Raw genomic sequence first — 26,339 nt, 5'->3', positions numbered from 1 at the left:
GTCAGGCCTTCTTGACGACGCTCGACTTCAGCTGGGTCGGGCCGACGCCGTCGACCTTGCAGTCGATGTCGTGATCGCCGACCCCGTCGATGAGCCGGATGCCCCGCACCTTCGTGCCCACCTTGATGACGGTCGACGAGCCCTTGACCTTCAGGTCCTTGACGACCGTGACGGTGTCGCCGTCGGCGAGCACGTTGCCCACGGCATCGGTGATGACGCGCGGGCCGGACTCCGAGGCATCCGCTGCTGCCTCGTCGGCAGCCCACTCGTGCGCGCACATGGGGCACACGAGCAGGGCGCCCATCTCATAGGTGTGCTCGCTCGAGCACTCGGGGCAGATCGGCAGCGACTCGCTCATACGTTGAAGCGGAACTCGACCACGTCGCCGTCCTGCATGACGTAGTCCTTGCCCTCCATGCGGGCCTTGCCCTTCGCGCGGGCCTCGGCGACGGAGCCCGTCTCGACGAGGTCGGCGAACGAGATGACCTCGGCCTTGATGAAGCCGCGCTCGAAGTCGGTGTGGATGACGCCGGCCGCCTGAGGCGCCTTCGCGCCCTTCGGGATCGTCCAGGCGCGCGACTCCTTCGGGCCCGCCGTCAGGTAGGTCTGCAGGCCGAGCGTGTCGAAGCCGATGCGGGCGAGCTGGTCGAGGCCCGACTCGTCCTGCCCGGTGGAGGCGAGCAGCTCGGCGGCGTCGGCCGGGTCGAGGTCGATGAGCTCCGACTCGATCTTCGCGTCGAGGAACACGGCCTCTGCGGGTGCGACGAGCGCTGCGAGCTCCGCCTTCTTGGCGTCGTCGGTCAGCACCGTCTCGTCGACGTTGAAGACGTAGATGAAGGGCTTGGCCGTCAGCAGGCCGAGCTCCTTGATGGGGGTCAGGTCGACGGATGCCGCGGAGAGCGGCGTGCCCCGCTGCAGCTCCTCCAGCGCGGCCTTCGCCGCGTCGATCACCGAGGGGTCGATCTTCTTGCCCTTGAGCTCCTTCTCGTAGCGCGGGATGGCGCGTTCGAGGGTCTCGAGGTCGGCGAGGATCAGCTCGGTGTTGATGGTCTCCATGTCGGCCTTGGGGTCGACGGTGCCCTCGACGTGCACGACGTCGGAGTCCTCGAAGCCGCGCACGACCTGCGCGATCGCGTCGGCCTCGCGGATGTTCGCGAGGAACTTGTTGCCGAGTCCCTCGCCCTCGGAGGCGCCGCGCACGATGCCGGCGATGTCGACGAACGACACCGCTGCGGGCAGGATGCGCTCGGAGCCGAAGATGCCGGCGAGGGTCTCGAGCCGCGGGTCGGGCAGGTTCACCACGCCCACGTTGGGCTCGATCGTCGCGAACGGGTAGTTCGCCGCGAGCACCTGGTTCTTGGTGAGGGCGTTGAAGAGGGTGGACTTGCCGACGTTGGGCAGGCCGACGATGCCGATAGTGAGAGCCACGGGGGTCTATCGTACCGGCAGCTGTCTATCGCGCCGACAGATCGGTCGCGGCATCCGCTCGCTTCGGTCGACCGACCCGGAGCGTCAGGTACACGCCGAGCAGCACGAGCACGCCGCCCGCCATCGCCACCGGCTCGAGCGACTGCCCGAGCACCACGGCGATGAGCACCGTGAAGACCGGCAGCAGGTTCAGGAAGATGCCGGCGCGGGCGGGGCCGACGGCGCCCGAGCCGAGGTTCCAGAGGGCGTAGCCCAGCATCGACGGGAAGATCACGATGTACACGAGGCCCGCGATGCTGCCCGCGGTGCTCGGCAGGGTGACCCCGACGACGGCGACGAAGGGCAGCATGGTCACGACCGCGAGCACGGCCTGCACGGCGGTCGCCGTGATGGGCGGGGTGCGCAGTCGCCGGGCGACGATCGAGTAGGCGGTCCAGGCGATGACGGATGCCACGACGAGCAGATCCCCGACGCGGAACCCCTGCTCGAGCACGGCCATCACGTCGCCGCCCGTCAGCACGAGCGTCACGCCCGCGAACGCGACGACGAGGCCGACGATCTGCAGGCCGCGCAGCCGCTGATGCAGGAAGATCGCCGCGGCGAGCGCGATCGTCGCCGGATTGATCGCCGAGATGACCGAGGCGTTCACCGCGCCGGTGAGCCCCAGGGCGCTGTAGAGGAAGAGCGTGTAGCCCGTGAGGCCGAGCACCGACTGCAGCAGGTGCAGCGGCCACTCGCGCGCGGCTGACCGCCAGTCGGGCCGTTCGATCGCCCAGGCGAGCACGAGCAGCGGGATCGCAGCGAACACCCAACGCCAGAACGTGAGCGAGATCGGCGTGATCTCGGCGGTGACCATCTCGCCGAAGACGTAGTTGCCCGCCCAGAAGAGGTTGGCGAGCGCGAGTGCCAGGTACGCCCGTCCGCGATGCATCAGGTCAGGATACGGGCTCGCTCGGGCCGGCTCCGGCCGGTCGCGTCATGCGAGCGCCGTCGTGGGTGCGGTCTCTCGTTCAGTTCGCGAGCACGGTGCGGAAGCATCGCGTCACGTACGGCACGACGAGCTCCTCCGCGCCCGCGAGGTCGGGATGCGTCGTGAGCAGCGTCTCCAACGCGGTGATGGTCGCGTGCTGCTCCTCGGGCGACGCGGTGATGAAGTAGCTGCGCGAGCGCACGAGGTCGAGGAACCCCTCCCGCGACATCCGCGCACCCCACTCGACCGTGTGCTCGGCGATCTCGCCGAACGGCGGCCCGACGTTGACGTAGCTCTCGAACGTGGCACTCGCATCGTGCCGCTCGTGCATGATCTCGCCTGCCTCGCGGAGCCAGTCGACCCGCGTATCCCGGCTGTTCCAGACGAGTCCGAGCACGCCGCCCGGGCGCAGCACGCGCGCGATCTCGGGGATCGCCCGTTCGGGCTGGAACCAGTGCCAGGCCTGCCCTGCGACGACGGCGTCGACCGCGGCATCCTCGATCGGGATGTCTTCAGCGGTGCCGAGGAGGCGCGGCACCCCGGGCACGGCGACCTCGAGCTCCTCGAGCATCTCCTCGACGGGGTCGACCGCGATCACCTCGCGGTCGAGTGCCACGAGCGCCTCGGTGAGCTTGCCGGTGCCCGCCCCGAGGTCGAGCACGCGGGTCGCGTCGCCGATGAGCCAGGCGATCGCCTCGGCCGGGTAGCCGGGCCGGGCCTGATGGTAGACGGATGCCGCGGCGCCGAACGAGCGCGCACTCTCGAGCGTCGCGGGGTCGGAGGGGTCGGCGACGAGTCCGTGCTCGCGGGAAGCCGAGACCTCGGGTCGATCGTTCATCGCGATTGCTCTCCTCACGTGCCCCGGCCGACCCGGGTCACCGCCATTCCACGCCCAGCCCGGGGCATCCGTCAACCTCGCGGTTCGCGGCGCGGGTGGCGAGCGGTGTCGGCGCGGCATGCGACGATGCCAGTGTGCCAGTGGACTTCACCGCGATCGACTTCGAAACCGCCAACTCCTCTGGCGCCTCCGCCTGCTCGGTCGGGCTGGTGAAGGTGAGAGACGGCCGGGTCGTCGAGCGCGAGCACCGGTACATCCGCCCGCCGTTCCCGCACAACGAGTTCTCGGAGTGGAACGTGCGCATCCACGGCATCACTCCCGAGATGGTGGCGAACGCCGACGACTGGTCGGTGCACCTGCCGGCGCTGCGCGAATTCGCGGGCGACGACATGCTCGTCGCGCACAACGCGGGCTTCGACATGGGCGTCATCGCAAAGACCTCGACCGCACTCGGCCTCGAGGTGCCCGACTTCCGCTACCTCTGCAGCCTGCAGGTCGCACGGCGCACCTACCACCTCGAGTCCTACCGGCTGCCGGTCGCCGCGATGGCCGCAGGCTTCGAGGGCTTCTCGCACCACGACGCGCTCGCCGACGCCGAGGCGTGCGCCGCGATCATCGTGCACTCCGCGGCCCGTCACGAGGTCGACGACCTCGACCGCCTCGCGCACGTCACGCGCGTGAAGGTCGGTGCGATCGGGCCGGTCGCCACGCGCGACGACCGTGCAGCGCACGGCCCGATGGCACTGCAGTAGCGGCCCGCCGGCTCGCACTGCAGTAGCGGCCCGCCGGGCCCGGAGCCGGGCGATGTCTGCGGCCCCTGCGACACTGTGGACATGGACATCCTCGCCCTCGTCATCGGCCTCATCGTCGGCATCGCGCTCGGCGCCCTCGTTGCCGCGCTCGTGCTGCAGCGCCGTGCGTCGCAGGCCGCGGCCGAGTCACCCGTCGCCGAAGACCCGGCGCTCGTCGAGGCCCGCATGCAGGCCCGGCTCGCCGAGGTGCGCGTCGGCGAGGAGGCCGCGAAGGCGGTGCTCCGCGAAGAGCTCGCCTCCACGCAGGCCACGGCAGAGGCGCTCCGCGAGCAGATCCTCTCCGCTCAGCAGCAGTACCGCGAGCTCGTCGAACAGCAGCGCGCCGAGGTGCAGGCCCGCGAGGCGCGCGACGCCGCAGAGAGCAAGGTCCTCCAGGCACTCGCCCCGGTGAAGCAGTCGCTCACCGAGATGCAGTCGAAGGTCACGCAGCTCGAGAGCCAGCGCACGCTCCAGCACGGCGAACTGACCCAGCAGCTGAAGTCCGCCGCCGAATCCGAAGAGCGCCTGCGCTCCACGGCGGAGTCCCTGGCCTCTGCCCTCCGCTCCAACAGCACCCGCGGAGTCTGGGGCGAGACACAACTGCGCAGCGTCGTCGAGGCCGCCGGCCTCATCGAGCGGGTCGACTTCGACGTGCAGTCGAGCATCACGAGCGACTCCGGTCACGGCCGCCCCGACATGGTCGTGCGACTGCCCGGCGGCAAGTCGATCGCCGTCGACGCGAAGGTGCCGTTCAACGCCTACCTCGAGGCCAGCCAGATCCCGGCCACCGCGACGGGAGCAGAGGGCGCACGACGCGCAGAGTTCATGAAGCAGCACGTCGCCGCGGTGCGCGCCCACGTTACGGCGCTGGGCACCAAGGGGTACTGGAACGGCCTCGACGCCTCCCCCGAGCTCGTCATCGCGTTCATTCCGAGCGAGTCCCTCGTCTCCGCGGCCATGGAGGCCGACCCCACGATCATGGAGTTCGCGTTCTCGAAGCGGGTCGCTCTCGCCTCCCCGGTGACGCTGTGGTCCGTGCTGAAGACCGTCGCCTTCTCGTGGCAGCAAGACGTACTCACCAACGAGGCGAAGACGCTGTTCGACCTGAGCCGCGAGCTCTACTCCCGTCTCTCGACCACGGCGAGCCACATCGAGAAGCTCGGCCGCACCATCGAGCGCAGCGTGAAGGACTACAACGCCTTCGTCGGCTCCCTCGAGCGTCAGGTGCTGCCGACCGCCCGCAAGCTCGGCGCCCTCGACGAGTCGAAGGTGCTCGCGCCGCTCACGGGTATCGAAGAGGCGCCGCGCGAGCTCACGGCGTACGAACTCGTCTCGACCACCAGCGCCGACCTCGACCCCGAGTTGCGTCGCCAGCTCGAGGCCACGGGCGACGCCGACTGACACGGCCGCGCGAGGGGCTACGCCGCCTCAGTCGTAGTACAGGTCGAGGCTCTCGCTCAGTCGATCGCGTTCCTGCAGCCGACGGCCGGCGCCCTTCGCGCTGGCGGTCGTCAACGTGACGAGCAGGTGGATGACGAGCGCGACCGATGTCGGCGAGTTGGCGAACGAGGCGCTCTCGGTGTCGACGATGAGCAGCTCCTGAGCCACGTCGGCGAGCGGCGCATCGGCCGAGTCGGTGATGACGATCACCGTTCCTCCCGCCTCGGCGAACCGGCGGGCGATGTCGACCGTGTACTTGCGGTAGCGCGAGAGCGAGATCGCGACGAGCACGTCGGTCGAGCGCACGTCGCTCAGCACGTCGAGCGGCCGCACGATGGTGCCGTCGATGAGCGACACGTTGGCGAGCCCCGCACTCAGGTCCATCGCGAGCAGCGAGGCGTAGGTGAACGACTTCGCCGCGCCGAGGATGAAGCGTCGACGCGAGGCCACGATCGCAGCCGCGATGCGCTCGAAGGCGGCCTCGTCGTGAGCCCAGTCGAGGGCGGCGAGGAAGTGCTCGCGCTCCTGCTCGACGATGCGACGCTTCAGCAGCAGCGCTGAGCGCCGCTGCACCCGCGCGTCGTACCGTTCGTGCGGACTCCCGAGATCATCTGGCGGCATGTCACCCTTTCCGATGCAATCGTGCCCGGTCGAGGGGTGCACCACCAAGAGCGACACCCCTGCGAAGCCCCGGACTGGGGACATTCATCGCGTCAGCGGGTCACGCCTCGATCACGAGTTCGGGTTCGGAGCCTGCCACCAGCGTCCCGCGCACCCCGAGCGGAATGCTCGAGGCGTGCGGCCCATGGCCGAAGCCGAGCTCCCACACGAGCGGAACCCCGAGCGGAGCGAGCAGCTCTTCGGCGAGCGCGCGCACCTCGCCGAGGTCGCCGCAGCCCTGCCAGCTCCCGAGGGCGATGCCGGTGACGCCGTCGAACCAGCCCGCCCTGAGGAGCGAGGTCAGCAGGCCGTCGAGACGGTACGGCTCCTCTTCGACGTCTTCGAGCAGTGCGATGCATCCGGTGTGATCCGCGACCGGCAGGCCGTGCGCCCCGAGGGTCATGGCGAGCAGGCTGAGGTTGCCGCCGATGATCCGGCCCGTCGCCTCGCCCGCAACGAGCGTCTCGGCCGTCGGCGCGGTGAAGCGCCGACCCCCGACGGGCTCGAAGACGGCACGCCGCAGGCTCTCGATGGCCGCTGCATCGTCGAGCAGCGCCGCGGTCGCCGTCATCGGCGTGAACCAGGTCGCCAGCCCGATTCGCTCGAGCCAATACTCGTGGATGCCCGTCACGTCGGAGCTGCCGTACAGCGGCTTCGGCGGCGCGGCGGCGAGCGCATCGCGGTCGAGCAGGTCGATCATCCGTACGGAGCCGTACCCGCCGCGAGCGCAGAACACGGCGTCGACGGTCGTATCGCACCAGGCGGACTGGAGATCTGCCGCACGCTGCACATCCGGCCCGGCGAGGTACCGTGCTCGCGGATGCGTCGCCGTCGCGCTCGGGAACACGACGGGCTCGAGTCCCCACCCGTCGAGCAACTCGAGCGAGCGGGCGAGCAGTTCCGACGGCGGCGGCCCGCTCGGGGCGACGATGGCGACGCGGGCGCCGGGGGTGAGCGGACCGAGTTCAGAGGCGGTCAAGCGGAGTTCCTACCTTCGAGTAGCGAGCATCTTACGTTTCACATGGCATCGATCCAACCGACAGTTCGAGGATGAACCGGCCCCGCCTGCACAGCATCAACACTGCCATCTCGGAGTGCAGTGCGCGAGGACGTTGCTCGATGATACGGTGCGTAACAGGCGGATAGGTATCGTTTCACCAGCATGCCGCAACGACGTGAGGAGCCTCGATGGCGCAGCAGTGGAACGTGCAGGGGCTCGACGAGGCGATCACGGCCGGTGCAGCTGACCTGAGCACGGTCGAGTGGTCGGCCGCGGTCGCCGACGCAGCCACCGGTGACGTGCTGTGGTCGCACGACGCCGATCGCGTGCTCAAGACTGCGAGCGTGGGCAAGGTCTTCCTGCTCATCGAGGCGGCGCGCCAAGCGGAGACCGGCGAGCTCGACCTCGACGAGCCGGTGCAACGGCTGCCCGAAGACCTCGTCGCCGATTCCGGACTCTGGCACGTGCTCGACCTCGAAGCCCTGAGCATTCGCGATGCCTGCGCCCTGATCGGCGCCGTGAGCGACAACCTCGCCACCAACGTGCTCGTGCGGCGGCTCGGCATCGACCGCATCGGCGACACCGGCCGATCGCTCGGCTTCACCGCATCGGCATTGCTCGACCGGGTGCGCGAAGACCGCGGGCCGCAGCATCCGCCGACCCTCTCGCGCGGCAACGCCGCTGAACTCGTGCGCCTGATGGCCGACCTCACTCGGGGGCGCATCGTGTCACCGGCGGTCTCGGCCCGCGTGCTCGGATGGCTCGCCCTCAACACCGACCAGTCGATGGTCGCAGCTCCGTTCGGCGTCGACCCCCTCGCGCACACCGAACCCGACAACGGGTTCGTCCTGCGCAACAAGACGGGCACCATCAGCACCGCCCGCATCGACATCGGCGTGTGCGACGTCGACGGGGGCGACGGCGGACTGGCCTGGGCCGTGCTGGCGAACTGGAGCGACGAGGTCGACCTGCGCGATGCCGTGCTCGAGCGCATGACGGCGATCGGCGCCGAACTCCGCGGTGCCCTGCGGCAGACGGTCACCGACCGCCCCGTCGCCGGCTGAGCCCGCGGGCGGTGCGCCGTCAAGCGGTGAGCACGCTCAGCACGTTGCCCGCAGGGTCGGTGAACCAGGCGATGTCGGGTCCCTGCCCGGTCGCAGAGCCGTGCGCGATGCCGCGCTCATCGGTGCCGAAGTCGTCGGGGGCGGTGTAGATCTTCGTGACCACGCCTGCTGCGTTCAGCTCGTCGACGGCGCGGTCGATGTCGTCGACCACGAGGTTCAGGATCGTGAAGCTCGCCGGCTCGTGGTTCGGCTTCGGGTAGATGAAGACGCCCTGACCCGATGGCAGCGTGACGCGCAGCGCCCCGGCGCCGGGTTCGTCGCCCACGGGCAACCCGAGTCTCGTACCGTAGAACTCGCGCGCCGCTTCGACGTCATCGACGCTGAACCCCGGGAACGCATCTCGAACCGTGACCATCATCGTGATCCCCTTTCACGTACGTGCACCCCACACTTGCACGACGCATGGGCGACGTCGACCCCTCACCTGTGCTCGTGCTCGTCGACGGGAGGCTCGAAGCCCGCAACGGCCCCCGCACCGGTCACCGGTTCGGCGTCGGCCGACGCATCGAGCGGATGCGCCAGCTCGTCTTGCCCGAGACGGGCGAGCGCGAGGGTGCCGATGGCGAGCAGCGGCGACACGACGCCCGCGATGAGGAAGGCCGGCGCGATGCCGATCCACTCCCCCACCGGGCCCGCGACGGCCATCGAGATGGGCATGAGCGCGAGCGAGACGAAGAAGTCGAGGCTCGACACCCGGCCGAGCATCGCGGGCGGCACCCGGCGCTGCAGCAACGTGCCCCACACGACGCTCGCCCCGGAGAAGAGCACGCCGCAGATGAAGAGCGCGACGACCATCACCCAGAGCCACGAGGTGAAGCCGATGACCGCGAGCGGGAGGCATCCGAACCCCCACGCCAGGATCATGAGCGTCAGGTACCGCCGCGGCAGTCGCATGGACGCGACGGCGAGCGAGCCGATCGCGCCGCCCACGCCGAACGCGGCCAGCGCGAGGGCGAAGGCACCGGCGCCGCCGCCCGTCTGGTCTTTCACGGCGAACGGCAGCAGCACCTCGATCGGACCCATGATGACGAAGACCAGCAGGATCGAGAAGATGAGCGTCGCGAGCAGCCATCGCGTCTGCAGCAGGTACGCGAACCCGTCGCGCAGGTCGATGAACGTCTGCCGAACCGGGTGCACCGGCGGCCCGTCGAGCACCCGTCGCACGGGAGTCGTGCGCATCACGCCGAGCACGGCCGCTGCGACCACCTGCAGCCCCGCGACCACCGCGAACGCGAGCACGGCCCCTGCACGGCGATGAGGGCGCTCGCGACCGCCGGGCCCGCGGCGTTCATCACCGAGGGCCGAAGCACCCCCTCGATGCCGTTGGCGGCGAGCAGCTGCTCGTTCGGGAGGATGGCGGGCAGCCAGGCCGAGTAGGCCGGGTAGAAGAAGCCGTCGGCGAGGCCGAGCACGAACGAGAGCACGGCGAGGTGCCACACCTCGATCACTCCGGTGGCGGCGAGCACGGCGGCGACCGAGAACGCGGCACCGCGCACGACCTCGACAGCGAGGAGGATGCGCCGCTGCGGGATGCGGTCGGCGGCGACACCGCCGAAGAGCACCGCGAGCACGAGCCCGAGGCTCGACCCGACCGCCACGAACGAGAGGTCGACGGGCGTGCCGCCGAGCTCGACGACCTGCCAGACGGCCGAGACGATCCACGCGCCGGCGCTCAGGAGCGACGCTGCGAGCGCCGCCGTGAGCAGACGGTACTGGCCCGACCCGAAGGGTCGGAGGGCACGCGGGAGTCGAGCGGCGGTGGTCACCCGTCCATCATGGCGACCCCCGCCGACACGGTCACCCGCGAGCGCGCGTCACAGCGCGTCGTCGACGAGCCACTTCTCGACGAGGTGGTCGGCCACGATGCGGCGGATCGTGCCCGACTTGCCGCGCAGCACGATCGACTCGGTGCGCACGATGGGCCCCTTCTTGCGCACGCCGTCGAGCAGCTCGCCGTCGGTCACGCCCGTGGCGACGAAGAACGTGTTGTCGCCGCGCACGAGGTCGTCGAGTTCGTAGACGCGCTCGCAGTCGAGGCCGGCGGCCTCGCCGCGCGCACGCTCGGCGTCGTCCTTCGGCGCGAGCACGCCCTGCATGAAGCCTCCGAGCGCCTTGATCGCGCACGCCGTGGTGATGCCCTCGGGGCTGCCGCCGATGCCGACGCACATGTCGATGCGCGACTCGTAGCGGGCCGCGTTGATGCCGCCGGCGACGTCGCCGTCGCTCATCAGGCGGGTGCCGGCGCCGGCCTCGCGGATGTCGGCGATGAGCCGCTCGTGGCGGTCGCGGTTCAGCACGGCGACGCGGAGTTCGCTGACGTCCTTGCCCTTCGCCGCGGCGAGCGCGCGCAGGTTCTCGCCGATCGGCTTCCGGATGTCGACGACGCCGATGCCCGAGGCATCCGTGACGATCTTGTCCATGTAGAAGACCGAGGAGGCGTCGAGCATGGTGCCGCGGTCGGAGACGGCGATGACCGAGAGCGCGTTGTGCCGGCCGGCGGCCGTGAGCGAGGTGCCGTCGATCGGGTCGACCGCGATGTCGCAGGCCGGGCCGCGCCCGGTGCCGACGCGCTCGCCGTTGAAGAGCATGGGCGCGGCGTCCTTCTCGCCCTCGCCGATGACGACCACGCCCTCGAAGTCCACCGTGCCGAGGAATGCGCGCATCGCGTCGACCGCTGCGCCGTCGGCCCCGAGCTTGTCGCCCTTGCCGATCCACGGGTACGAGCGGATCGCCGCAGCCTCCGTGGCACGCACGAGTTCGAGTGCGATGTTGCGGTCGGGGTGCAAGAACAGGCTTGCCGTGTCGGTGCTCACCATCGAGGGTCCTCCCGGACGCTAGTGCGGCCGGCCAGTCGGGGCGGCCATGGAACGATGCTTCCAGCCTATGCAGCGCGCCCGCCGATCTCGCCTGTTTTCAGGGCGACGGCGATGAAAGAATGTGCATTCTTAAGCTGTCGTTCACACCACGCGCACCTCGCCGACCATGGCGTCGACGCCCGGCCCGGCGTGCCAGGTCGCCACGATCGCAGGGCCGTCCGGCCGCGTTCGTACGCCGGGCATCACCGCGTCGCCCGGTGCACACTCGGTCACGGCGCTGAGGAAGACCCATGCGGGTGCTCCGCAGAGTTCGCCGAGCGACCAGACGCGATCGAGGTCGAGCCCGTCGGCGAGCACGCGCGCTCGCTCGACCCTCGACTGCGGCGCGAGTCGCGCCCACATCGAGCCGCCGAGCGCGTGCACCGCCGCTGCGGTCAGCACCCCCTCGGGGGCGCCGCCGATGCCCGAGACGAGATCGAGCCCCGCTTCGCCGCCCGCCGCACGAAGGCTGCGCTCGACGTCGCCGTGCACGAAGAGCTCGACGGATGCCCCCGCCGCCCGGGCCTCGACGACGAATCCCTCGTTCCGCGGCCGATCCTGCACGGCGACCCGCACCCCCGAGGCGGCGATGCCCCGTGCCGCAGCGATGCGGTCGACGAGTTCGCCGACGGAAGCGCCGGCCGGGGCGTCCGGAAGCCACGTGATGTGCTTCTCGAGGTAGTGGGCCGCACCGAGCGCGGCGAGGGCGCCTCGCGGTGCGACCGCGAGCACGGCCATCGCGCCGGGTGCGCCGGCCGCCGCCAGCCGGGTGCCGTCGACCGGATCGACCGCGAGATCGATGACGGGCGAACCCCTTCCAGCGCGGCCGAACCGCTCGCCGACGTACAGCATCGGCGCCTCGTCCTTCTCGCCCTCGCCCACCACCACGACCCCGTCGACGTCGAGTTCGCCGAGCGCCGAGCGCAGCGCCTGCACGGCGAGCGCGTCGATGGCGTGGCCGTCGTCCGAGCCGATGAGCGGCGAGGCGGCCAGCGCGGCGAGCGCCGTCGCGCGGCGGAAACCGTCGACGAGGCCGCGTTCGGCGAGGCGGAGCTGGTCGGTCGGCACGCGTCCATCCTGCCGTGCTGCGGGCGCCGCGGCATCCGACACCTGAGCACCCCTCGGCAAGTCGGTAGACTCGACGCCAAACCCGTTGTCGTCCGAAGGAGCACCATGCCCATCGCCACCCCCGAGCAGTACGCCGAGATGCTGGACACCGCGAAGGCCAAGGGCTTCGCGTTCCCGGCCTTCAACGTCTCCTCCTCGCAGACGCTCAACGCGGTGCTGCAGGGTCTGACCGAGGCGGGCTCCGACGGCATCATCCAGGTCACCACCGGCGGTGCCGACTACTTCGCCGGCCACACCGTCAAGGCCCGTGCCACCGGCGCGCTCGCCTTCGCGCGCTTCGCCCACGAGGTCGCCAAGAACTACCCGATCACGGTCGCACTGCACACCGACCACTGCCCGAAGCCGGCCCTCGCCGACTTCGTGTTCCCGCTCATCGAGGCCTCCGAGGCCGAGGTCAAGGCCGGCCGCAACCCGATCTTCCAGTCCCACATGTGGGACGGCTCGGCTGTGCCGCTCACCGAGAACCTCGAGATCGCGAAAGAGATCCTCCCCCGCATGAAGGCGATCAACGCCATCCTCGAGGTCGAGATCGGCGTCGTCGGCGGCGAGGAGGACGGCGTGCAGCACGAGGGCTCGAACGACGCGCTCTACACGACGCTCGACGACGCGATCGCGACCGTCGAGGCGCTCGGCTTCGGCGACCAGGGCCGCTACATGGCCGCCCTCACCTTCGGCAACGTGCACGGCGTCTACGCTCCCGGCAACGTGAAGCTGCGCCCGGCGCTCCTGAAGGAGATCCAGGATGGCCTGCAGGCCAAGTACGGCACCGCGGCGAAGCCGCTCGACCTCGTCTTCCACGGCGGCTCGGGCTCGACCGACGCCGAGATCGCCGAGGCCGTCGCGAACGGCGTCGTGAAGATGAACATCGACACCGACACGCAGTACGCGTACACGCGCGCCGTCGCCGGCTACATGTTCCAGAACTACGACGGCGTGCTGAAGGTCGACGGTTCGGTCGGCAACAAGAAGCAGTACGACCCGCGCGCCTGGGGCAAGGTCGCCGAGACCGCCATGGCGGTTCGCGTCGGCGAGTCGACCCGTCAGCTCGGTTCCGCCGCGCAGTCGATCAGCGCGTAGGGCACGGATGTCGCAGCACGAGGCCGCTCGAACGCCCGACCAGTCGGGCGACGCCGCAACGACGAACGGAGGGGCGACCCCGCCCGCCGCGCCGTCGCCGCGGCGCGACGAGCGGCCTCGTCCGCAATACGGCGAGTACGCCCCCGAAGGGTGGACATGGACGCCGCCGGTCGATGAGCGGGCGGCGGCCTCTGACGCGGCGATCGCCGAGCCCGCCGCAGCGGTGACTCCCGCCCAGGCGGCTCCCTCGGGCGCCGCTGCTGCCGGTGCGCACCCGATCGATCGCATGTGGACGATCGCCCTGCTCGTCATCGGCGTGTTCGGTGCGCTCTACAACAGCCTGTCGCTCTTCCAGCTGCCGACGACAGCACTCGAATCGGCGAAGCTCTCGGCATCGATGCTCGGCATCGACGGGCCGGCCGACTTCACTCCCGGCCCCGCGGTACCCGTGTACATCTTCGTCGGCATCGCGCTGCAACTCCTGCTGTGGGTCGGCGCGCTGCTCTGGTCGCGTGCGCGCATGCGGACCGGCCGACTTGCCTGGTGGGTTCCGCTCCTCGCGGGTGTCGCGGCGTTCATCGTCGTGGTGGTCGTCGGCATGCTCGTGTTCGCGAGCGACCCGGCCTTCCTGCAGTCGCTGGCGCCCGCCCAGCCGTAGGCGCGATCAGTCGGTCGCGCGGAACGTGCCCTCGATCACATGACCGGCAACGGTGTGGCCGAGGGCGTTCCCGTCGGTCATCGCCTTCCGGAAGTGGAATCCGAGCCAGATCCTCGCGTTCATCGCCTCGTCATCGAGGTCGCTCGTGGCCGCGAAGTGCCGGTCGGGACGGCCCTGCACGGTCGACGGAACATCGATGTCGATCGTGTCCGCGCCGAACAGATGGCCGAACACCTCCGACGCCGAACCGGTCACACAGGCGTGCCCGCTCGTATAGTCGGGGTACGGCGGGGTCTCACGGAAGGCCTTCCACGTCGGGTCCGCCACCGTTGCATCATTCCCGTCGGCGCCGGCCTCGTGGATGGCCGTGATCGGGCGCCAGTACGCCTCATCGAACTTCGACCGCCAGCAGGAGATCTGCGTGTCGGCCATCGAGGTGCCCAGCAGCGCGAACGCTCGAGCGGATTCGCCGATGTCGTACCCGCGCTGCGCCGTCTCAGCACGCATCACCGCGTTGTACTGCGCCACCGGATTCGCGGTCCAGAACACTGCCGTCGCGCTTTCCGCATCCGAGCGGGTCGACCCGTTCAGCGCGCCCTTCTCCTTCACCTCGGTGAAGTCCGTCGCATACGCGTCCGACTCGACGGGATCGGGCCCGGCGGGCGCGAACTGCGTCGGCGAATCGATCACGAGCGGGTCGACGAAGCCGAGCCACGACACCGCCATCGGCAGGAGCAGATCGGGAGTCGGCCGCCAGACGCCGATGTCGGGTTGGGCGAGGAACGGATGGGGATCTCCGCGCCCGTCGTCCGCACGCAACGCGATGATCGCTGCCGCCGCGTCCTCACCGACGCGCGTGCCGTGCACGAGGCCGACCCCCTTCGGCACCTCTGCGAGGAACGCCGCGTAGTCGGCATCGAGGTTCGCACCCGAGTTCGGGAAGTAGTGCTTCAACACGTGGTGCGCCGCCGTCGCCGCCGCTACCTCGGGCGAGGCGTGCGCGTGAGCTCGCGGGAGCTCGGTGAACGGCTCGAAACCACCCTCGATGGTGGCGACGGCATCGTGCATCGCGATCGACACGAACGCGAAATACAGCGGCGATGCCGGCACCGGGGTGCCGTTCTCCGTCGCGATCGTGCGGACCGCGATCGCGTTCCACTCGCTGATCACGGCGGGATCCCGCCCGATGTCGGGGACCGCCTGGCTCGGCCCCGCGACGACCACGGGGGCCAGGAGGCACGCGACCGCGGCGACCGCGGCGGTGATGAGTTTGCTGGGCTTGAGAGACATCGGGTACCTCCAACTGACACGCACGGGTCGCTCAGGGATGGAAAGCCGGATGACGTGTAAGGACGAAGGTTCTGACGTGCCCTGACGGTTGCATCTTCGTCGCGCACGTACGCGCGCACAAGCCCCCGGGGGCACATCTCATCCGGGGCATCGGAGGCGAATCCCGTCCGTCGCGCGGACGTCGCGGCGGCGCCGGTCAGCTCGTGGCGCCCTCCGGCACCGCCTCGATGCCGCCCGTGGCCGTACCCGGTCCCCCGACGTCCTCGGGGTCGACGAGCGCCCCCGCATCGGCGGGCGCCGCGAACTGCGCCTCGTAGAGCCGCGTGTACGCGCCGCCCTGGGCGAGCAGCCCGGCGTGGTCGCCCTGCTCGACGATGTGCCCGTCCTCCATCACGAGGATGAGGTCGGCGTCGCGGATCGTCGAGAGCCGGTGCGCGATCACGAAGCTCGTGCGGTCTTTCCGCAGCGCGTTCATGGCGTGCTGCAGCAGCAGCTCGGTGCGCGTGTCGACCGAGCTCGTCGCCTCGTCGAGGATCAGCACGGCCGGCTGCGCGAGGAATGCACGGGCGATCGTGATGAGCTGCTTCTCACCGGCCGAGAGGTTCGACGCCTCGTCGTCGAGCACCGTGTCGTACCCGTCGGGCAGCGTGCGCACGAAGCGGTCGACGTAGGTCGCCCGGGCCGCCTCGAGGATCTCGTCCTCCGAGGCATCCGGTCGCCCGTAGGCGATGTTCTCGCGGATCGTGCCCGTGAACAGCCAGGTGTCCTGCAGCACCATGCCCATGCGGCCGCGCAGCTCGTCGCGCGTCATGCGCGTGATGTCGACGCCGTCGAGCGTGATGCGCCCGGAGTCGAGCTCGTAGAAGCGCATGATGAGGTTCACGAGGGTGGTCTTGCCCGCCCCGGTCGGGCCGACGATCGCGATCGACTGCCCGGGTTCCGCGGTGAGCGAGAGGTCGTCGATGAGCGGCTTCTCGGGGTCGTAGCTGAACGAGACATCGTCGAAGACGAGGCGACCGGATGCCGCGCCCTCCGCGCCGTCCGCATCCGCGGCGGCCTCGGGCTCGACCGGATCGGGCACCTGCTCGTCGGCGTCGAGCAGCGCGAACACCCGCTCGGCGCTCGCGACGCCAGACTGCAGGAGGTTCGCCATCGAGCCGAGCTGGCTGAGCGGCTGGGTGAACTGCCGCGAGTACTGGATGAACGCCTGCACGTCGCCGAGGCTGATGCTGCCCGCTGCGACCATGAGGCCGCCGACGACGGCGATCGCGACGTAGACGAGGTTGCCGACGAACATCATGGCGGGCATGATGATGCCGCTCACGAACTGCGCGCCGAAGCTCGCCTCGTAGAGCTGGTCGTTCTTGTCGTCGAACCCGCGCTCGACCTCGCGGCGGCGGCCGAAGACGCGCACGAGGGCGTGGCCCGAGTAGGCCTCCTCGATCTGCGCGTTGAGGGCGCCGGTATGGGTCCACTGCGCAACGAAGAGCTTCTGCGAGCGCTTGGCGATGATCGTCGTGATGAGGATCGTGAGCGGGATCGTGACGAGCGCGATGGCCGCGAGCAGCGGCGAGATGATGAACATCATCACGAGCACGCCGACGACGGTGAGGAGCGACGTGAGCAACTGGCTCATCGTCTGCTGCAACGACTGCGAGACGTTGTCGATGTCGTTCGTGACCCGCGAGAGGAGCTCGCCGCGCTGCATCTTGTCGAAGTACGACAGCGGCAGGCGGTGGAGCTTCTCCTCGACCTCCTGGCGCAGGCGGTAGACCGTGCGCTGCGTCACGCCGTTCAGCACGTAGCCCTGCGCCCACCCGAAGAGCGAGGCGAGCACGTAGAGGGCGAGCACCCAGAGCAGCACGGTCGCGAGCGCGCTGAAGTCGATGCCCTCCCCGGGCACGAGGTTCATCGACGACACCATGTCGGCCTGCTGGGTGTCACCGGAGGCACGCAACCCGTCGACGACCTGCTGCTGCGTCGCACCCGCGGGCATCTGCGACGAGAGGAAGCCCTCGAAGATGATGTTCGTCGCCTCGCCGAGGATCTTCGGGCCCAGCACTGAGAAGACGACGCTCACGACGCCGAGCAGTACGACGGCCGCGACGAGCGCTCGCTCGGGCTTGAGCCGGCGGAGCAGTCGCTTGGCCGACGGCCAGAAGTTCATCGACTTCTCGGCGGGCATGCCGACGCCGCCCATCGGGCCGCCGCCCATCGGGCCGCGGCGCGGCGGCCCGACCGGGCGTGCCGGGGCCGCCGTCTCCTGGGCCGCCGGGGTCTCCTGCGACCCGGCGGGCTCCTGGGGCTGTCCCTGCGACGCGCTCATGCCGCCTCCTCCACGCTCAGCTGGCTCTCGACGATCTCGGCGTACGCCTCGGAGCTCGCGAGCAGTTCCTCATGGGTGCCCTGCGCCGTGATGCGGCCGTCTTCGACGACGAGGATCTTGTCGGCGCCGACGATCGTCGCGACGCGCTGGGCGACGACGATCATCGTGGCATCGGACACCGTGCGCGACAGGGCCGCGCGCAGGCGGGCGTCGGTCGCCGTGTCGAGGGCCGAGAACGAGTCGTCGAACAGGTAGATCGGTGGTCGTTTCGCGAGGGCTCTCGCGATGGACAGTCGTTGTCGCTGGCCACCCGAGACGTTCGTGCCGCCCTGCGCGATGGGCGCCTCGAGCTGGCCGGGCATCGCGGCGACGAAGTCCTGCGCCTGCGCGGTCTCGAGCACGCTCCAGAGCTCGGCGTCGCTCGCCTCGGGGTCGCCGTAGCGCAGCGTCGAGCCGACGGTGCCGGCGAAGAGGTAGGGCTTCTGCGGCACGAGGGCGAGTTGGGCGCCGAGCACCTCGGGGTCGAGCTCCCGCACGTCGACGCCGCCCACGAGCACGGAGCCTCCCGTCGCGTCGAAGAGGCGCGCGACGAGGTTGACGATCGTCGTCTTGCCCGAGCCGGTGGCGCCGATGATCGCCGTGACCTGGCCGGGCTCGGCGACGAAGTTCAGGTCGTGCAGCACGGGCTCCTCAGCGCCGGGGTAGGCGAAGTCGACGCCGCGGAACTCCACCGTGCCGGGTGCGGTGAGCGTGAAGACGGGCTGCTCTGGATCGACGACGCTCGACGCCGTCTCGAGCACCTCGCCGATGCGACCGGCCGAGACCGCCGCACGCGGCAGCAGGAACGCGATCATCGTCGCCATCATCACCGCCATGAGGATCTGGATGAGGTAGCTGAGGAAGGCGGTGAGCGAGCCGATCTGCATCGAGCCGTCTTCGACGCGGTAGGCGCCGAACCAGAGCACGGCGATGCTCGAGACGTTCAGCACGAGCATGACGACCGGGAAGACGAGGGCGAAGAGGCGGCCCGCCTTGAGCGCGGTGTCGGTGAGCGCGTCGTTCGCCTCGTCGAAGCGCTCGCTCTCGACGCCCTCGCGCACGAAGGCGCGAATGACGCGGATGCCTGTGAGCTGCTCCCGGAGCACCCGGTTGACGCCGTCGATGCGCTTCTGCATCGACTGGAAGAGTGGCACCATGCGGCTGATGATGAGCCCGACCGAGACGAGCAGCACGGGCACGGCGACGACCATGATCCACGACAGGGCGAGGTCTTCGCGGAGCGCCATGTAGACGCCGCCGATCGCGAGGATCGGCGCGGAGACGAGGATCGTGCACGACATGAGCACGAGCATCTGCACCTGCTGCACGTCGTTCGTCGACCGCGTGATGAGGCTCGGTGCGCCGAAGCGCGACACCTCCTGCTCCGAGAAGTCGGCGACCTTGCGGAACACGGCGACGCGCAGGTCGCGGCCGAAGGCCATCGCCGCCTTCGCGCCGAAGTACACGGCCGCGATGGCGCACGCCACCTGGGCGAGCGTGATGGCGAGCATCACGCCGCCGGTCGAGATGATGAAGCCGGTGTCGCCCTTGGCGACGCCGTCGTCGATGATGTCGGCGTTCAGCGTCGGCAGGTAGAGCGAGGCGATCGACTGCGCGAGCTGGAACACGAGGACGCCGAGGAGCAGCGCCCAATACGGCCGGAGGTGCCGGCGCAGCAGTTTCATCAGCATGGAGTGGTTCCCATCGGGCTGGTCGGAGCGGTCTGGATGGTCGGTTCGAGAACGGCAGCGGATGCCGCCGGCGCGGGTGCGCCCGTCGATGACGCGATGCCGTGCACGATGAGGTGGGCGAGTTCGTCGGTGTCGAGCCCGATCGTCGGGCCGAACTGCGGCATCGCCGACGAGAACGCGACGAGTCGCACGAACTTGAAGACCTGGGCCGGCGGCACGCGCAACGCCTCGAGGTCGGGGGCGAGCAGCTCGTCGAAGATATCCGTGATGATCTCGAGGTTCTGCGCGGGTGGCCGGGGGCGGCTGCCGAGCGACGCGAATACCCCGAAGATGCCGCTGAACCGTTCGAGGAACCGGGCCAGCACGAGCTCGACCTTCAGCTCGAGCGGAAGCGACGGATCGATGCTGCGAAGCGCCGCTCGAAACGGCTCGGGGTCGAGGAAGTGCTCGACGGCGGCGTCGATGATCGCCTCCTTGTCGTCGAACACGCGGAACAGCGTGCCCTCGGCGACCCCGGATGCATCGGCGATCTGCCGGGTCGTGACGTCGCGTCCGTGGGCGACGAGCAGCGGCAGCGTCGCCTGGGCGATCGCCGCCCGACGCTCCTCGACCGGCATCGGCCTCGCGCGCGTCGAACGCTCGGTATTCGAGTTCATGCGGGCGATACTACGCGGAGTGAGCGCTCACTCCATCCCCCTGGAGACGGAGGATCCGCGCCACGCGGCGGAGTTCGCCGACGGCGGAAACGCGAGCGGCCCGCCGACGACCGTCACCAGGCGAGCGGATCCACCAGGCGAGCGGATCACCAGCCGTCGGACGCGCGGCCGCGGCATCCGCTCACCGGATCAGCGCTGCGCGCGAGCGCGACCGCCGAGGGCACGCTCGTCGCGGTTGCCCTGCAGGTCTTTGCGCAGTTCCTTCGGCAGCGAGAACATCAGGTCCTCCTCGGCCGTCTTCACCTCGGAGACCGAGCCGTATCCCGCGTCGGAGAGTGCGTCGAGCAGTTCCTTCACGAGCTCCTCGGGCACGGACGCCCCGCTCGTCACGCCGACCGTCTCGACGCCGTCGAGCCACTCCTGCTTGACCTCGCTCGCGTAGTCGACCCGGTAGGCGGCCTTCGCGCCGTACTCGAGCGCGACCTCGACGAGGCGCACGCTGTTGGAGCTGTTGGCCGAGCCCACGACGATCACGAGGTCGGCGTCCTGTGCGACCTTCTTGATCGCGACCTGGCGGTTCTGGGTGGCGTAGCAGATGTCGTCGGAGGGCGGGTCTTGAAGATTCGGGAAGCGTTCGCGCAGGCGGCGCACGGTCTCCATGGTCTCGTCGACCGAGAGCGTGGTCTGCGAGAGCCAGACGACCTTGTCGGGGTCTTGCACCTCGATGTTGTCGACGTCGTCGGGGCTGTTGACGATGGTCACGTGGTCGGGCGCCTCGCCCGCCGTGCCCTCGACCTCTTCGTGTCCTTCGTGGCCGATGAGCAGGATCTCGAAGTCGTCGCGCGCGAAGCGCACGGCCTCACGGTGCACCTTGGTCACGAGCGGGCAGGTCGCATCGATCGCGTGCAGGCCGCGGTCGGCGGCGGCGTTGACGACGGCCGGCGAGACGCCGTGCGCACTGAAGACGATGTGGGCGCCTTCGGGCACCTCGTCGACCTCTTCGACGAAGATCGCGCCCTGCGCCTCGAGCTCGGTGACGACGTGGATGTTGTGCACGATCTGCTTGCGCACGTAGACCGGGGCGCCGTAGTGCTCGAGGGCCTTCTCGACCGCGATCACGGCGCGGTCGACGCCGGCGCAGTAGCCGCGCGGGGCCGCCAGGAGCACCCGCTTCTGTCCGGGGACCGGGTTATCCTTGAGCCGGCCGCGCACGCCCGGAACTCGGGGCATGCCAAGGCCGATTCGCGGGGTTTCCGTAGTGCTCGTCACGGTGCCCATCCTACGCGGCTGACGCGGGCAGACGGCTGGGAGGCCAGACATGACGGATGCACCGGCGACACGTGAGGCTCCGTGGCCGGTCGGGCTCCTCTCGGGCAAGCTCAAGCAGTACATCGATCGACTCGGCACGGTCTGGGTCGAGGGCGAGATCACTCAGTGGGGCGTCTCGGGCGGCAACGTCTACGGCAAGTTGAAAGACCTCGATGCCGAGGCGACCCTCTCGTTCCAGGTGTGGTCTTCGGTGCGCGCCCGGTTCGACGAGCAGTTCAAGCAGGGCGACCGGGTCATCGCCCTCGTCAAGCCCAACTGGTGGGTCAAGGGCGGCTCGCTGTCGATGCAGGTCTTCGAGCTGAAGCACGTCGGCCTCGGCGACCTGCTCGAGCGCCTCGAGCGCCTGCGCGCCCAGCTCGCGGCCGAGGGACTGTTCGACGCCGGCCGCAAGCGACGCCTGCCGTTCCTGCCGGGCGTCGTCGGCCTCATCACCGGAAAAGACAGCGACGCCGAGAAAGACGTGCTGCGCAACGCCAAGTTGCGATGGCCCGCCGTCGAGTTCCGCGTCGTGCACGCCGCCGTGCAGGGCGACCGCACCGTCTCAGAGGTCGTCGCGGCGATCGAGCGACTCGACGCCGACCCCCAGGTCGAGGTCATCATCGTCGCCCGCGGCGGCGGCGACTTCCAGAACCTGCTGGGCTTCAGCGACGAGCGCGTCGTGAGAGCGGCTGCCGCGGCATCCACCCCCATCGTCTCGGCCATCGGGCACGAGGCCGACCGGCCGCTGCTCGACGAGGTCGCCGACTTGCGAGCCTCGACCCCGACGGACGCCGCGAAGCGCGTCGTGCCCGACGTCAACGAAGAACTCGTGCGGGTCGAGCAGGCCCGCGCCCGCCTCGGCATGCGGCTGCAGGCGATCCTCTCCCGCGAGATCGACCGCATCGGCCACTTGCGATCGCGACCGGCGCTCGCCGAGACCTCGTGGATCGTCGACCGCCGCGCCGAGGACCTGACCCGTTGGGTGGCGCGCGGCGCCGAGCTCGTCGAGCGCACGATCGATCGACAGACCCATCGCGTCGCCGAACTGCGCGGGCACCTGCGGGCGCTCTCGCCGCAGGCCACGCTCGACCGCGGGTACGCGATCGTGCAGGGCGCCGACGGCCATGTGGTGCGGGGCCCCGCAGGGGCTCCCGACGGCGCCGAGGTCACGGTCACGCTCGCCGAGGGCGCGTTCGCCGCCGTCTCCCGCGGCGCCGTACCGTCGGTGCACGACCTCGCCGGTGCGCCTCACGACCACCCTGAATAAACCTCGCGAACACGCCGAATAGAATGGACGCCATGCCCTCCACCACCGAAGTCTCCGAGCTGAGCTACGAGCAGGCGCGCGACGAACTCGTGCAGGTCGTCGGCGAGCTCGAGCAGGGTTCGGCGACGCTCGAGCAGTCGCTCGCGCTGTGGGAGCGCGGCGAGGCCCTCGCGGCCCGCTGCGAGGAGTGGCTCATCGGCGCGAAGGCTCGCCTCGAGGCGGCCCGCGCCGGCTCATCCCGCGCGGCGGCCGACGACAGCGGCGACCGCTGATGGCGGAGCGCGCACCCCGGGTCGTGGCCGAGCTCGGCCGGCCCGAGACCCCCGAAGAGACGGCGGCCCGCAAGGCCGAGAACTCCCTGAAGCACCGCCAGCGCCAGACGCTGCGCAACCTCCTGCTCGCGCTCGGCGCGAGCCTCGCGGTCATGCTCGTCATCGTGCTGCTCGTGCCGCGCAGCGACACCCCCATCGAGCGCGACATCGACGTGGCATCCCTCGCCGAACAGGCGCAGGCCGCGAGCGTCGACCCGCTCGCCGTGCCCGAGCTGCCCGACGGCTGGCGCGCCAACGCCGCCGAGCTCCGCGTCAGCCAGGCCGACGACGTGACCGCGTGGTACGTGGGCTACCTCACCCCGAGCGATGAGTTCATCGGGCTCTACCAGGGGCTCGACGCGAACCCCACGTGGGTCGCCGGGCTCCTCGCCCGCACCCTCGCCGTGGGCACCACGACCATCGACGGCGTGGAGTGGACGGTGTACGACAACCGCGAATCCCCCGAAGACGTCGGCAACGCCCGCTACGGCCTCACCACCGAAGCGGGCGGCAGCACCTTCGTGCTGCTCGGCACCGCGACTCCCGAAGAATTCGAGACGCTCGCGTCGGCGCTCACGCCGACGATCGAGGCACAGGACTGAAAGGGCACCACGTGACCACGCAGCCGAAAGATCGTCCGCAGACTCCGGCTGAGACGTGGCGCGAGCTCCGCAGCGGCAACACCCGCTTCGTCGAGGGCAAGCCCCTCCACCCGCGTCAAGACGTCGATCGCCGCGCGTCGCTCGCGCACGCGCAGCGCCCGCTCGTCGCGATCTTCGGCTGCAGCGACTCCCGCCTCGCGGCCGAGATCATCTTCGACGTGGGTCTCGGCGACGCCTTCGTCGTGCGCAACGCCGGCCAGGTCGTGACCCCGTCGTCGCTCGGCTCGCTCGAGTACGCCGTCGGCCTGCTGCACGTGCCGCTCGTCATCGTGCTCGCGCACGACGAGTGCGGTGCCGTGCGCGCCGCCATCGATTCCGAGGCCGAAGACGCGACCCCGCTGCCGGTGCACATCGCCGGTCTCGTCGAGAAGATCGTGCCCGCCGTGCGCAAGGTCGCCGGGGGCGCAGCCGACGCGCCCGTGGACCCCGCTCACGTCGACACCGGCTTCGTCGGCCGCGAGCACCTGCGCAACACCGTGACCGAGCTCGTTGCCGCATCCGAGATGATCAGCGACGCGATCGCAGCGGGTACGCTGGCTATCGTCGGAGCGAACTACCGACTCTTCGAGGGTCGTGTCGAGACCGACATCGTCGTCGGCTCGGTCTGACGGCTCACGCCGAACGAACGAGCGGCATCAGCCGGGACATCCGGCAAGCACATCGAAGGGAACACACCGTGGTGGACAACGCCGCCGACTATCGCATCGAGCACGACACGATGGGCGAGGTGCGGGTGCCCGCATCGGCCCTCTACCGGGCGCAGACGCAGCGCGCCGTCGAGAACTTCCCCATCTCCGGCGCAGGTCTCGAGCCCCAGCAGATCCAGGCGCTCGCCCGCATCAAGAAGGCGGCCGCGCAGGCGAACGCGCAGCTCGGCGTGCTCGACCCGGCCATCGCGAAGGCGATCGAAGACGCCGCAGACGAGGTCATCTCGGGCGTGCACAGCTACACCGAGCACTTCCCGGTCGACGTGTACCAGACCGGCTCCGGCACCTCCTCGAACATGAACATGAACGAGGTGCTCGCCACCATCGCGACGGGCAAGCTCGGCAGCCCGGTGCACCCCAACGATCACGTGAACGCCTCGCAGTCGTCGAACGACGTCTTCCCGACCTCGGTGCACATCGCCGTGACCGCGGCGCTCATCGACGAGCTCATCCCCTCGCTCGACCACCTCGCCGTCGCCCTCGAGGCGAAGGCCGTCGAGTGGGCCGGCGTCGTCAAGGCCGGCCGCACCCACCTCATGGATGCGACCCCCGTCACCCTCGGCCAGGAGTTCGGCGGCTACGCCCGCCAGATCCGCCTCGGCATCGAGCGCGTGCGCACGGCGCTCCCCCGCGTCGCCGAGGTCCCGCTCGGCGGCACCGCCGTCGGCACCGGCATCAACACGCCGGCCGGGTTCCCGCAGCTCGTCATCTCGCTGCTCCAGGCCGAGACCGAACTGCCGGTCACCGAGGCCGCCGACCACTTCGAGGCGCAGGCCAACCGCGACGGCCTCGTCGACGCCTCGGGCGCGCTGCGCACGATCGCCGTGAGCCTCACGAAGATCTCGAACGACCTCCGTTGGATGGGTTCCGGCCCGAACACCGGCCTCGGCGAACTGCGCATCCCCGACCTGCAGCCCGGCTCCTCGATCATGCCGGGCAAGGTGAACCCCGTCGTTCCCGAGGCCGTGCTCATGGTCTGCGCACGCGTCATCGGCAACGACGCGACGATCGCGTGGGCCGGTGCATCGGGTGCCTTCGAGCTCAACGTGCAGATCCCCGTCATGGGCACCGCCCTCCTCGAGTCGATCCGCCTGCTCGCGAACTCGGTGCGAGTGCTCGCCGACAAGACGATCGACGGCCTCGAGGCCGACGTCGAGCGCGCGACCGCCCTCGCGGGCATGTCGCCCTCGATCGTGACCCCGCTCAACAAGCTCATCGGCTACGAGGCCGCCGCGAAGATCGCGAAGCACTCGGTCGCCAAGGGCATCACGGTGCGCGAGGCCGTGATCGACCTCGGCTACGTGGAGCGCGGCGACCTCACCATCGAGCAGCTCGACACGGCCCTCGACCTGCTGTCGATGACGCGTCCGCCGCAGGCCTAGCAGCAGCGATTCCCGAAGCGCCCCGCCGGTCCGGCGGGGCGCTTCGTCGTCGGCCGCCAGTTACGTCAGGCGGATGTCGCGTGCACGCCGTGGCCCGCGACGAAGCCGATGATGTCGGCCGACGCGTCAGCGAGCGTGCGAAAGTGCCGGTGGGCGCCCGCGACCGGCACCTGGCCGTTGACGCTCCAGGTCGTCATGCCCGCGGCCACTCCTGCGGTGACGCCCGCTGGAGAATCCTCGATCACGAGGCAGTCGCCGGAACGGGCGCCGAGACGACGCGCCGCGAGCAGGTAGGGGTCGGGCGACGGCTTGCCCGCGTTGGTCGCCACATTGTCGACGATGACCTCCGGCAACGGCAATCCGAGTCGACGGAACCGTGCCGTCACGCGCCGCTCGGCATTCGAGGTCACGAGGGCCCATGTGTTCGGTTCGAGCGACGAGAGAAGCTTCGCGGCCCCCTCGATTCCGTGCAGCGCCCCGTGCTCGGCCTCCACATCTTCGAGCTCGTCGAACGCGGCGACGAGTGGAGCCGGGTCGCGCCCCGGCAGCAGTTCGGCCACCGTCTCGAGCGGCCGGGTGCGCATCGCCGCCTCGTACACGACCGACGGGTCGAGGTCGAAGCGCTCGGCCCACTCGTGCCAGATACGTCGCTGGCCCGCGATCGCGTCGATCAGCGTGCCGTCGACGTCGAAGAGCACCGCACGTTTCGACCGCATGATCCGATCCTCTCA

General features: G+C 70.2%; 25 protein-coding genes and 1 pseudogene. 10 read left to right on the top strand and 16 right to left on the bottom strand.

Annotated features, from left to right (window positions below; all coding sequences use genetic code 11):
* Position 1 precedes the first annotated feature (1 nt).
* The 4 genes from BJY17_RS17810 to BJY17_RS17795 form a co-directional block, all read right to left on the bottom strand.
* On the bottom strand, positions 2 to 358 hold the full coding sequence (locus BJY17_RS17810; RefSeq protein ID WP_179552549.1) for a zinc ribbon domain-containing protein YjdM: 357 nt from the start codon (positions 356 to 358) through the stop codon (positions 2 to 4).
* Positions 355 to 1,428 carry a redox-regulated ATPase YchF gene (gene ychF / locus BJY17_RS17805; RefSeq protein WP_179552548.1) on the bottom strand — a complete coding sequence of 358 codons (1,074 nt, stop codon included), beginning with the start codon at positions 1,426 to 1,428 and terminating at the stop codon, positions 355 to 357. Before ychF ends, BJY17_RS17810 begins: the two co-directional genes overlap by 4 nt.
* A gap of 25 nt (positions 1,429 to 1,453) precedes the next feature.
* Positions 1,454 to 2,359 (bottom strand): DMT family transporter, encoded by a 906-nt coding sequence (locus tag BJY17_RS17800; protein ID WP_179552547.1) that lies wholly within the window; start codon positions 2,357 to 2,359, stop codon positions 1,454 to 1,456.
* Positions 2,360 to 2,438: 79 nt separating this feature from the next.
* The gene (locus BJY17_RS17795) at positions 2,439 to 3,236 is read right to left on the bottom strand and encodes a class I SAM-dependent methyltransferase (RefSeq protein WP_179552546.1); all 798 of its coding nucleotides are present in this window, start codon (positions 3,234 to 3,236) and stop codon (positions 2,439 to 2,441) included.
* A 134-nt stretch (positions 3,237 to 3,370) separates the two neighbouring features.
* On the opposite strand from BJY17_RS17795, the gene BJY17_RS17790 reads away from it, so the two are divergent.
* Together BJY17_RS17790 and rmuC are read left to right on the top strand one after the other, a co-directional pair.
* A complete protein-coding gene (locus BJY17_RS17790; RefSeq protein ID WP_179552545.1) occupies positions 3,371 to 3,988 on the top strand; it encodes a 3'-5' exonuclease in 618 nt (205 codons plus the stop codon).
* A gap of 81 nt (positions 3,989 to 4,069) precedes the next feature.
* Positions 4,070 to 5,428: a DNA recombination protein RmuC gene (gene rmuC / locus BJY17_RS17785; RefSeq protein WP_179552544.1), complete on the top strand. Its 1,359-nt coding sequence runs from the start codon at positions 4,070 to 4,072 to the stop codon at positions 5,426 to 5,428.
* Between the two features lie 27 nt (positions 5,429 to 5,455).
* Here rmuC and BJY17_RS17780 read toward each other — a convergent pair whose 3' ends face one another.
* A complete protein-coding gene (locus BJY17_RS17780) occupies positions 5,456 to 6,040 on the bottom strand; it encodes a MurR/RpiR family transcriptional regulator (RefSeq protein ID WP_322789889.1) in 585 nt (194 codons plus the stop codon).
* 148 nt (positions 6,041 to 6,188) lie between these two features.
* Positions 6,189 to 7,106: a S66 peptidase family protein gene (locus BJY17_RS17775; protein WP_179552542.1), complete on the bottom strand. Its 918-nt coding sequence runs from the start codon at positions 7,104 to 7,106 to the stop codon at positions 6,189 to 6,191.
* 209 nt (positions 7,107 to 7,315) lie between these two features.
* Between BJY17_RS17775 and BJY17_RS17770 the strand changes: the two genes are divergently transcribed.
* A complete protein-coding gene (locus tag BJY17_RS17770; RefSeq protein WP_179552541.1) occupies positions 7,316 to 8,191 on the top strand; it encodes a serine hydrolase in 876 nt (291 codons plus the stop codon).
* Between the two features lie 19 nt (positions 8,192 to 8,210).
* On the opposite strand, the gene BJY17_RS17765 is transcribed toward BJY17_RS17770, so the two are convergent.
* The 4 genes and pseudogenes from BJY17_RS17765 to BJY17_RS17750 form a co-directional block, all read right to left on the bottom strand.
* Complete coding sequence (locus tag BJY17_RS17765) at positions 8,211 to 8,606, bottom strand: VOC family protein (RefSeq protein WP_179552952.1); 396 nt, start codon at positions 8,604 to 8,606, stop codon at positions 8,211 to 8,213.
* 65 nt (positions 8,607 to 8,671) lie between these two features.
* Positions 8,672 to 10,017, bottom strand: a pseudogene (locus tag BJY17_RS17760) (MFS transporter).
* A 48-nt stretch (positions 10,018 to 10,065) separates the two neighbouring features.
* Entirely contained in the window at positions 10,066 to 11,067 is a 1,002-nt protein-coding gene (glpX, locus tag BJY17_RS17755) for a class II fructose-bisphosphatase (protein WP_179552540.1), read from the bottom strand.
* A gap of 141 nt (positions 11,068 to 11,208) precedes the next feature.
* Positions 11,209 to 12,174 carry a fructose-bisphosphatase class II gene (locus BJY17_RS17750; RefSeq protein WP_179552539.1) on the bottom strand — a complete coding sequence of 322 codons (966 nt, stop codon included), beginning with the start codon at positions 12,172 to 12,174 and terminating at the stop codon, positions 11,209 to 11,211.
* Between the two features lie 105 nt (positions 12,175 to 12,279).
* On the opposite strand from BJY17_RS17750, the gene fbaA reads away from it, so the two are divergent.
* Complete coding sequence (gene fbaA, locus BJY17_RS17745) at positions 12,280 to 13,311, top strand: class II fructose-bisphosphate aldolase (RefSeq protein WP_179552538.1); 1,032 nt, start codon at positions 12,280 to 12,282, stop codon at positions 13,309 to 13,311.
* A 7-nt stretch (positions 13,312 to 13,318) separates the two neighbouring features.
* Complete coding sequence (locus BJY17_RS17740) at positions 13,319 to 13,969, top strand: DUF6264 family protein (RefSeq protein WP_179552537.1); 651 nt, start codon at positions 13,319 to 13,321, stop codon at positions 13,967 to 13,969.
* Positions 13,970 to 13,975: 6 nt separating this feature from the next.
* On the opposite strand, the gene BJY17_RS17735 is transcribed toward BJY17_RS17740, so the two are convergent.
* The 5 genes from BJY17_RS17735 to BJY17_RS17715 form a co-directional block, all read right to left on the bottom strand.
* Positions 13,976 to 15,259, bottom strand: coding sequence for a vanadium-dependent haloperoxidase (locus BJY17_RS17735; RefSeq protein WP_179552536.1), 1,284 nt, complete (start codon positions 15,257 to 15,259; stop codon positions 13,976 to 13,978).
* Between the two features lie 196 nt (positions 15,260 to 15,455).
* Positions 15,456 to 17,474: an ABC transporter ATP-binding protein gene (locus tag BJY17_RS17730; protein ID WP_246304133.1), complete on the bottom strand. Its 2,019-nt coding sequence runs from the start codon at positions 17,472 to 17,474 to the stop codon at positions 15,456 to 15,458.
* 107 nt (positions 17,475 to 17,581) lie between these two features.
* Complete coding sequence (locus BJY17_RS17725; RefSeq protein WP_179552535.1) at positions 17,582 to 19,315, bottom strand: ABC transporter ATP-binding protein; 1,734 nt, start codon at positions 19,313 to 19,315, stop codon at positions 17,582 to 17,584.
* Positions 19,309 to 19,971: a TetR/AcrR family transcriptional regulator gene (locus BJY17_RS17720; RefSeq protein ID WP_179552534.1), complete on the bottom strand. Its 663-nt coding sequence runs from the start codon at positions 19,969 to 19,971 to the stop codon at positions 19,309 to 19,311. The genes BJY17_RS17725 and BJY17_RS17720 overlap by 7 nt, the downstream gene beginning before the upstream one ends.
* Positions 19,972 to 20,160: 189 nt before the next feature.
* Positions 20,161 to 21,201, bottom strand: a complete 1,041-nt coding sequence (locus BJY17_RS17715; protein ID WP_179552533.1) for a 4-hydroxy-3-methylbut-2-enyl diphosphate reductase — start codon at positions 21,199 to 21,201, stop codon at positions 20,161 to 20,163.
* A gap of 88 nt (positions 21,202 to 21,289) precedes the next feature.
* On the opposite strand from BJY17_RS17715, the gene xseA reads away from it, so the two are divergent.
* The 5 genes from xseA to BJY17_RS17690 all read left to right on the top strand — a co-directional run bounded on the left by xseA (position 21,290) and on the right by BJY17_RS17690 (position 25,608).
* The gene (gene xseA, locus BJY17_RS17710; protein ID WP_179552532.1) at positions 21,290 to 22,546 is read left to right on the top strand and encodes an exodeoxyribonuclease VII large subunit; all 1,257 of its coding nucleotides are present in this window, start codon (positions 21,290 to 21,292) and stop codon (positions 22,544 to 22,546) included.
* A gap of 23 nt (positions 22,547 to 22,569) precedes the next feature.
* Positions 22,570 to 22,818 (top strand): exodeoxyribonuclease VII small subunit, encoded by a 249-nt coding sequence (locus BJY17_RS17705; protein WP_179552531.1) that lies wholly within the window; start codon positions 22,570 to 22,572, stop codon positions 22,816 to 22,818.
* Positions 22,818 to 23,459: a DUF4245 domain-containing protein gene (locus BJY17_RS17700; RefSeq protein ID WP_179552530.1), complete on the top strand. Its 642-nt coding sequence runs from the start codon at positions 22,818 to 22,820 to the stop codon at positions 23,457 to 23,459. Before BJY17_RS17705 ends, BJY17_RS17700 begins: the two co-directional genes overlap by 1 nt.
* An 11-nt stretch (positions 23,460 to 23,470) precedes the next feature.
* Positions 23,471 to 24,127 carry a carbonic anhydrase gene (locus BJY17_RS17695; RefSeq protein WP_179552529.1) on the top strand — a complete coding sequence of 219 codons (657 nt, stop codon included), beginning with the start codon at positions 23,471 to 23,473 and terminating at the stop codon, positions 24,125 to 24,127.
* Between the two features lie 68 nt (positions 24,128 to 24,195).
* A complete protein-coding gene (locus tag BJY17_RS17690; protein ID WP_376866426.1) occupies positions 24,196 to 25,608 on the top strand; it encodes a class II fumarate hydratase in 1,413 nt (470 codons plus the stop codon).
* A gap of 65 nt (positions 25,609 to 25,673) precedes the next feature.
* Here BJY17_RS17690 and BJY17_RS17685 read toward each other — a convergent pair whose 3' ends face one another.
* Positions 25,674 to 26,324 (bottom strand): HAD family hydrolase, encoded by a 651-nt coding sequence (locus BJY17_RS17685; RefSeq protein ID WP_179552528.1) that lies wholly within the window; start codon positions 26,322 to 26,324, stop codon positions 25,674 to 25,676.
* Positions 26,325 to 26,339: the final 15 nt, after the last annotated feature.

Source organism: Agromyces hippuratus, from assembly GCF_013410355.1.
Taxonomy (GTDB): domain Bacteria; phylum Actinomycetota; class Actinomycetes; order Actinomycetales; family Microbacteriaceae; genus Agromyces; species Agromyces hippuratus.
The sequence above is the reverse complement of the archived record's forward strand: the minus strand, read 5'-3'. Positions and strand labels throughout refer to the sequence as shown.

What these genes read in the sequence shown, in the direction of transcription:
- BJY17_RS17810 (WP_179552549.1), bottom strand. Translation starts at nt 358, where the DNA reads ATGAGCGAGTCGCTGCCGATCTGCCCCGAGTGCTCGAGCGAGCACACC.
- BJY17_RS17800 (WP_179552547.1), bottom strand. Translation starts at nt 2,359, where the DNA reads ATGCATCGCGGACGGGCGTACCTGGCACTCGCGCTCGCCAACCTCTTC.
- BJY17_RS17795 (WP_179552546.1), bottom strand. Translation starts at nt 3,236, where the DNA reads ATGAACGATCGACCCGAGGTCTCGGCTTCCCGCGAGCACGGACTCGTC.
- rmuC (WP_179552544.1), top strand. Translation starts at nt 4,070, where the DNA reads ATGGACATCCTCGCCCTCGTCATCGGCCTCATCGTCGGCATCGCGCTC.
- BJY17_RS17770 (WP_179552541.1), top strand. Translation starts at nt 7,316, where the DNA reads ATGGCGCAGCAGTGGAACGTGCAGGGGCTCGACGAGGCGATCACGGCC.
- BJY17_RS17765 (WP_179552952.1), bottom strand. Translation starts at nt 8,606, where the DNA reads ATGGTCACGGTTCGAGATGCGTTCCCGGGGTTCAGCGTCGATGACGTC.
- glpX (WP_179552540.1), bottom strand. Translation starts at nt 11,067, where the DNA reads ATGGTGAGCACCGACACGGCAAGCCTGTTCTTGCACCCCGACCGCAAC.
- fbaA (WP_179552538.1), top strand. Translation starts at nt 12,280, where the DNA reads ATGCCCATCGCCACCCCCGAGCAGTACGCCGAGATGCTGGACACCGCG.
- BJY17_RS17740 (WP_179552537.1), top strand. Translation starts at nt 13,319, where the DNA reads ATGTCGCAGCACGAGGCCGCTCGAACGCCCGACCAGTCGGGCGACGCC.
- BJY17_RS17735 (WP_179552536.1), bottom strand. Translation starts at nt 15,259, where the DNA reads ATGTCTCTCAAGCCCAGCAAACTCATCACCGCCGCGGTCGCCGCGGTC.
- BJY17_RS17730 (WP_246304133.1), bottom strand. Translation starts at nt 17,474, where the DNA reads ATGGGCGGCGGCCCGATGGGCGGCGTCGGCATGCCCGCCGAGAAGTCG.
- BJY17_RS17725 (WP_179552535.1), bottom strand. Translation starts at nt 19,315, where the DNA reads ATGCTGATGAAACTGCTGCGCCGGCACCTCCGGCCGTATTGGGCGCTG.
- BJY17_RS17720 (WP_179552534.1), bottom strand. Translation starts at nt 19,971, where the DNA reads ATGAACTCGAATACCGAGCGTTCGACGCGCGCGAGGCCGATGCCGGTC.
- BJY17_RS17715 (WP_179552533.1), bottom strand. Translation starts at nt 21,201, where the DNA reads ATGCCCCGAGTTCCGGGCGTGCGCGGCCGGCTCAAGGATAACCCGGTC.
- xseA (WP_179552532.1), top strand. Translation starts at nt 21,290, where the DNA reads ATGACGGATGCACCGGCGACACGTGAGGCTCCGTGGCCGGTCGGGCTC.
- BJY17_RS17705 (WP_179552531.1), top strand. Translation starts at nt 22,570, where the DNA reads ATGGACGCCATGCCCTCCACCACCGAAGTCTCCGAGCTGAGCTACGAG.
- BJY17_RS17700 (WP_179552530.1), top strand. Translation starts at nt 22,818, where the DNA reads ATGGCGGAGCGCGCACCCCGGGTCGTGGCCGAGCTCGGCCGGCCCGAG.
- BJY17_RS17685 (WP_179552528.1), bottom strand. Translation starts at nt 26,324, where the DNA reads ATGCGGTCGAAACGTGCGGTGCTCTTCGACGTCGACGGCACGCTGATC.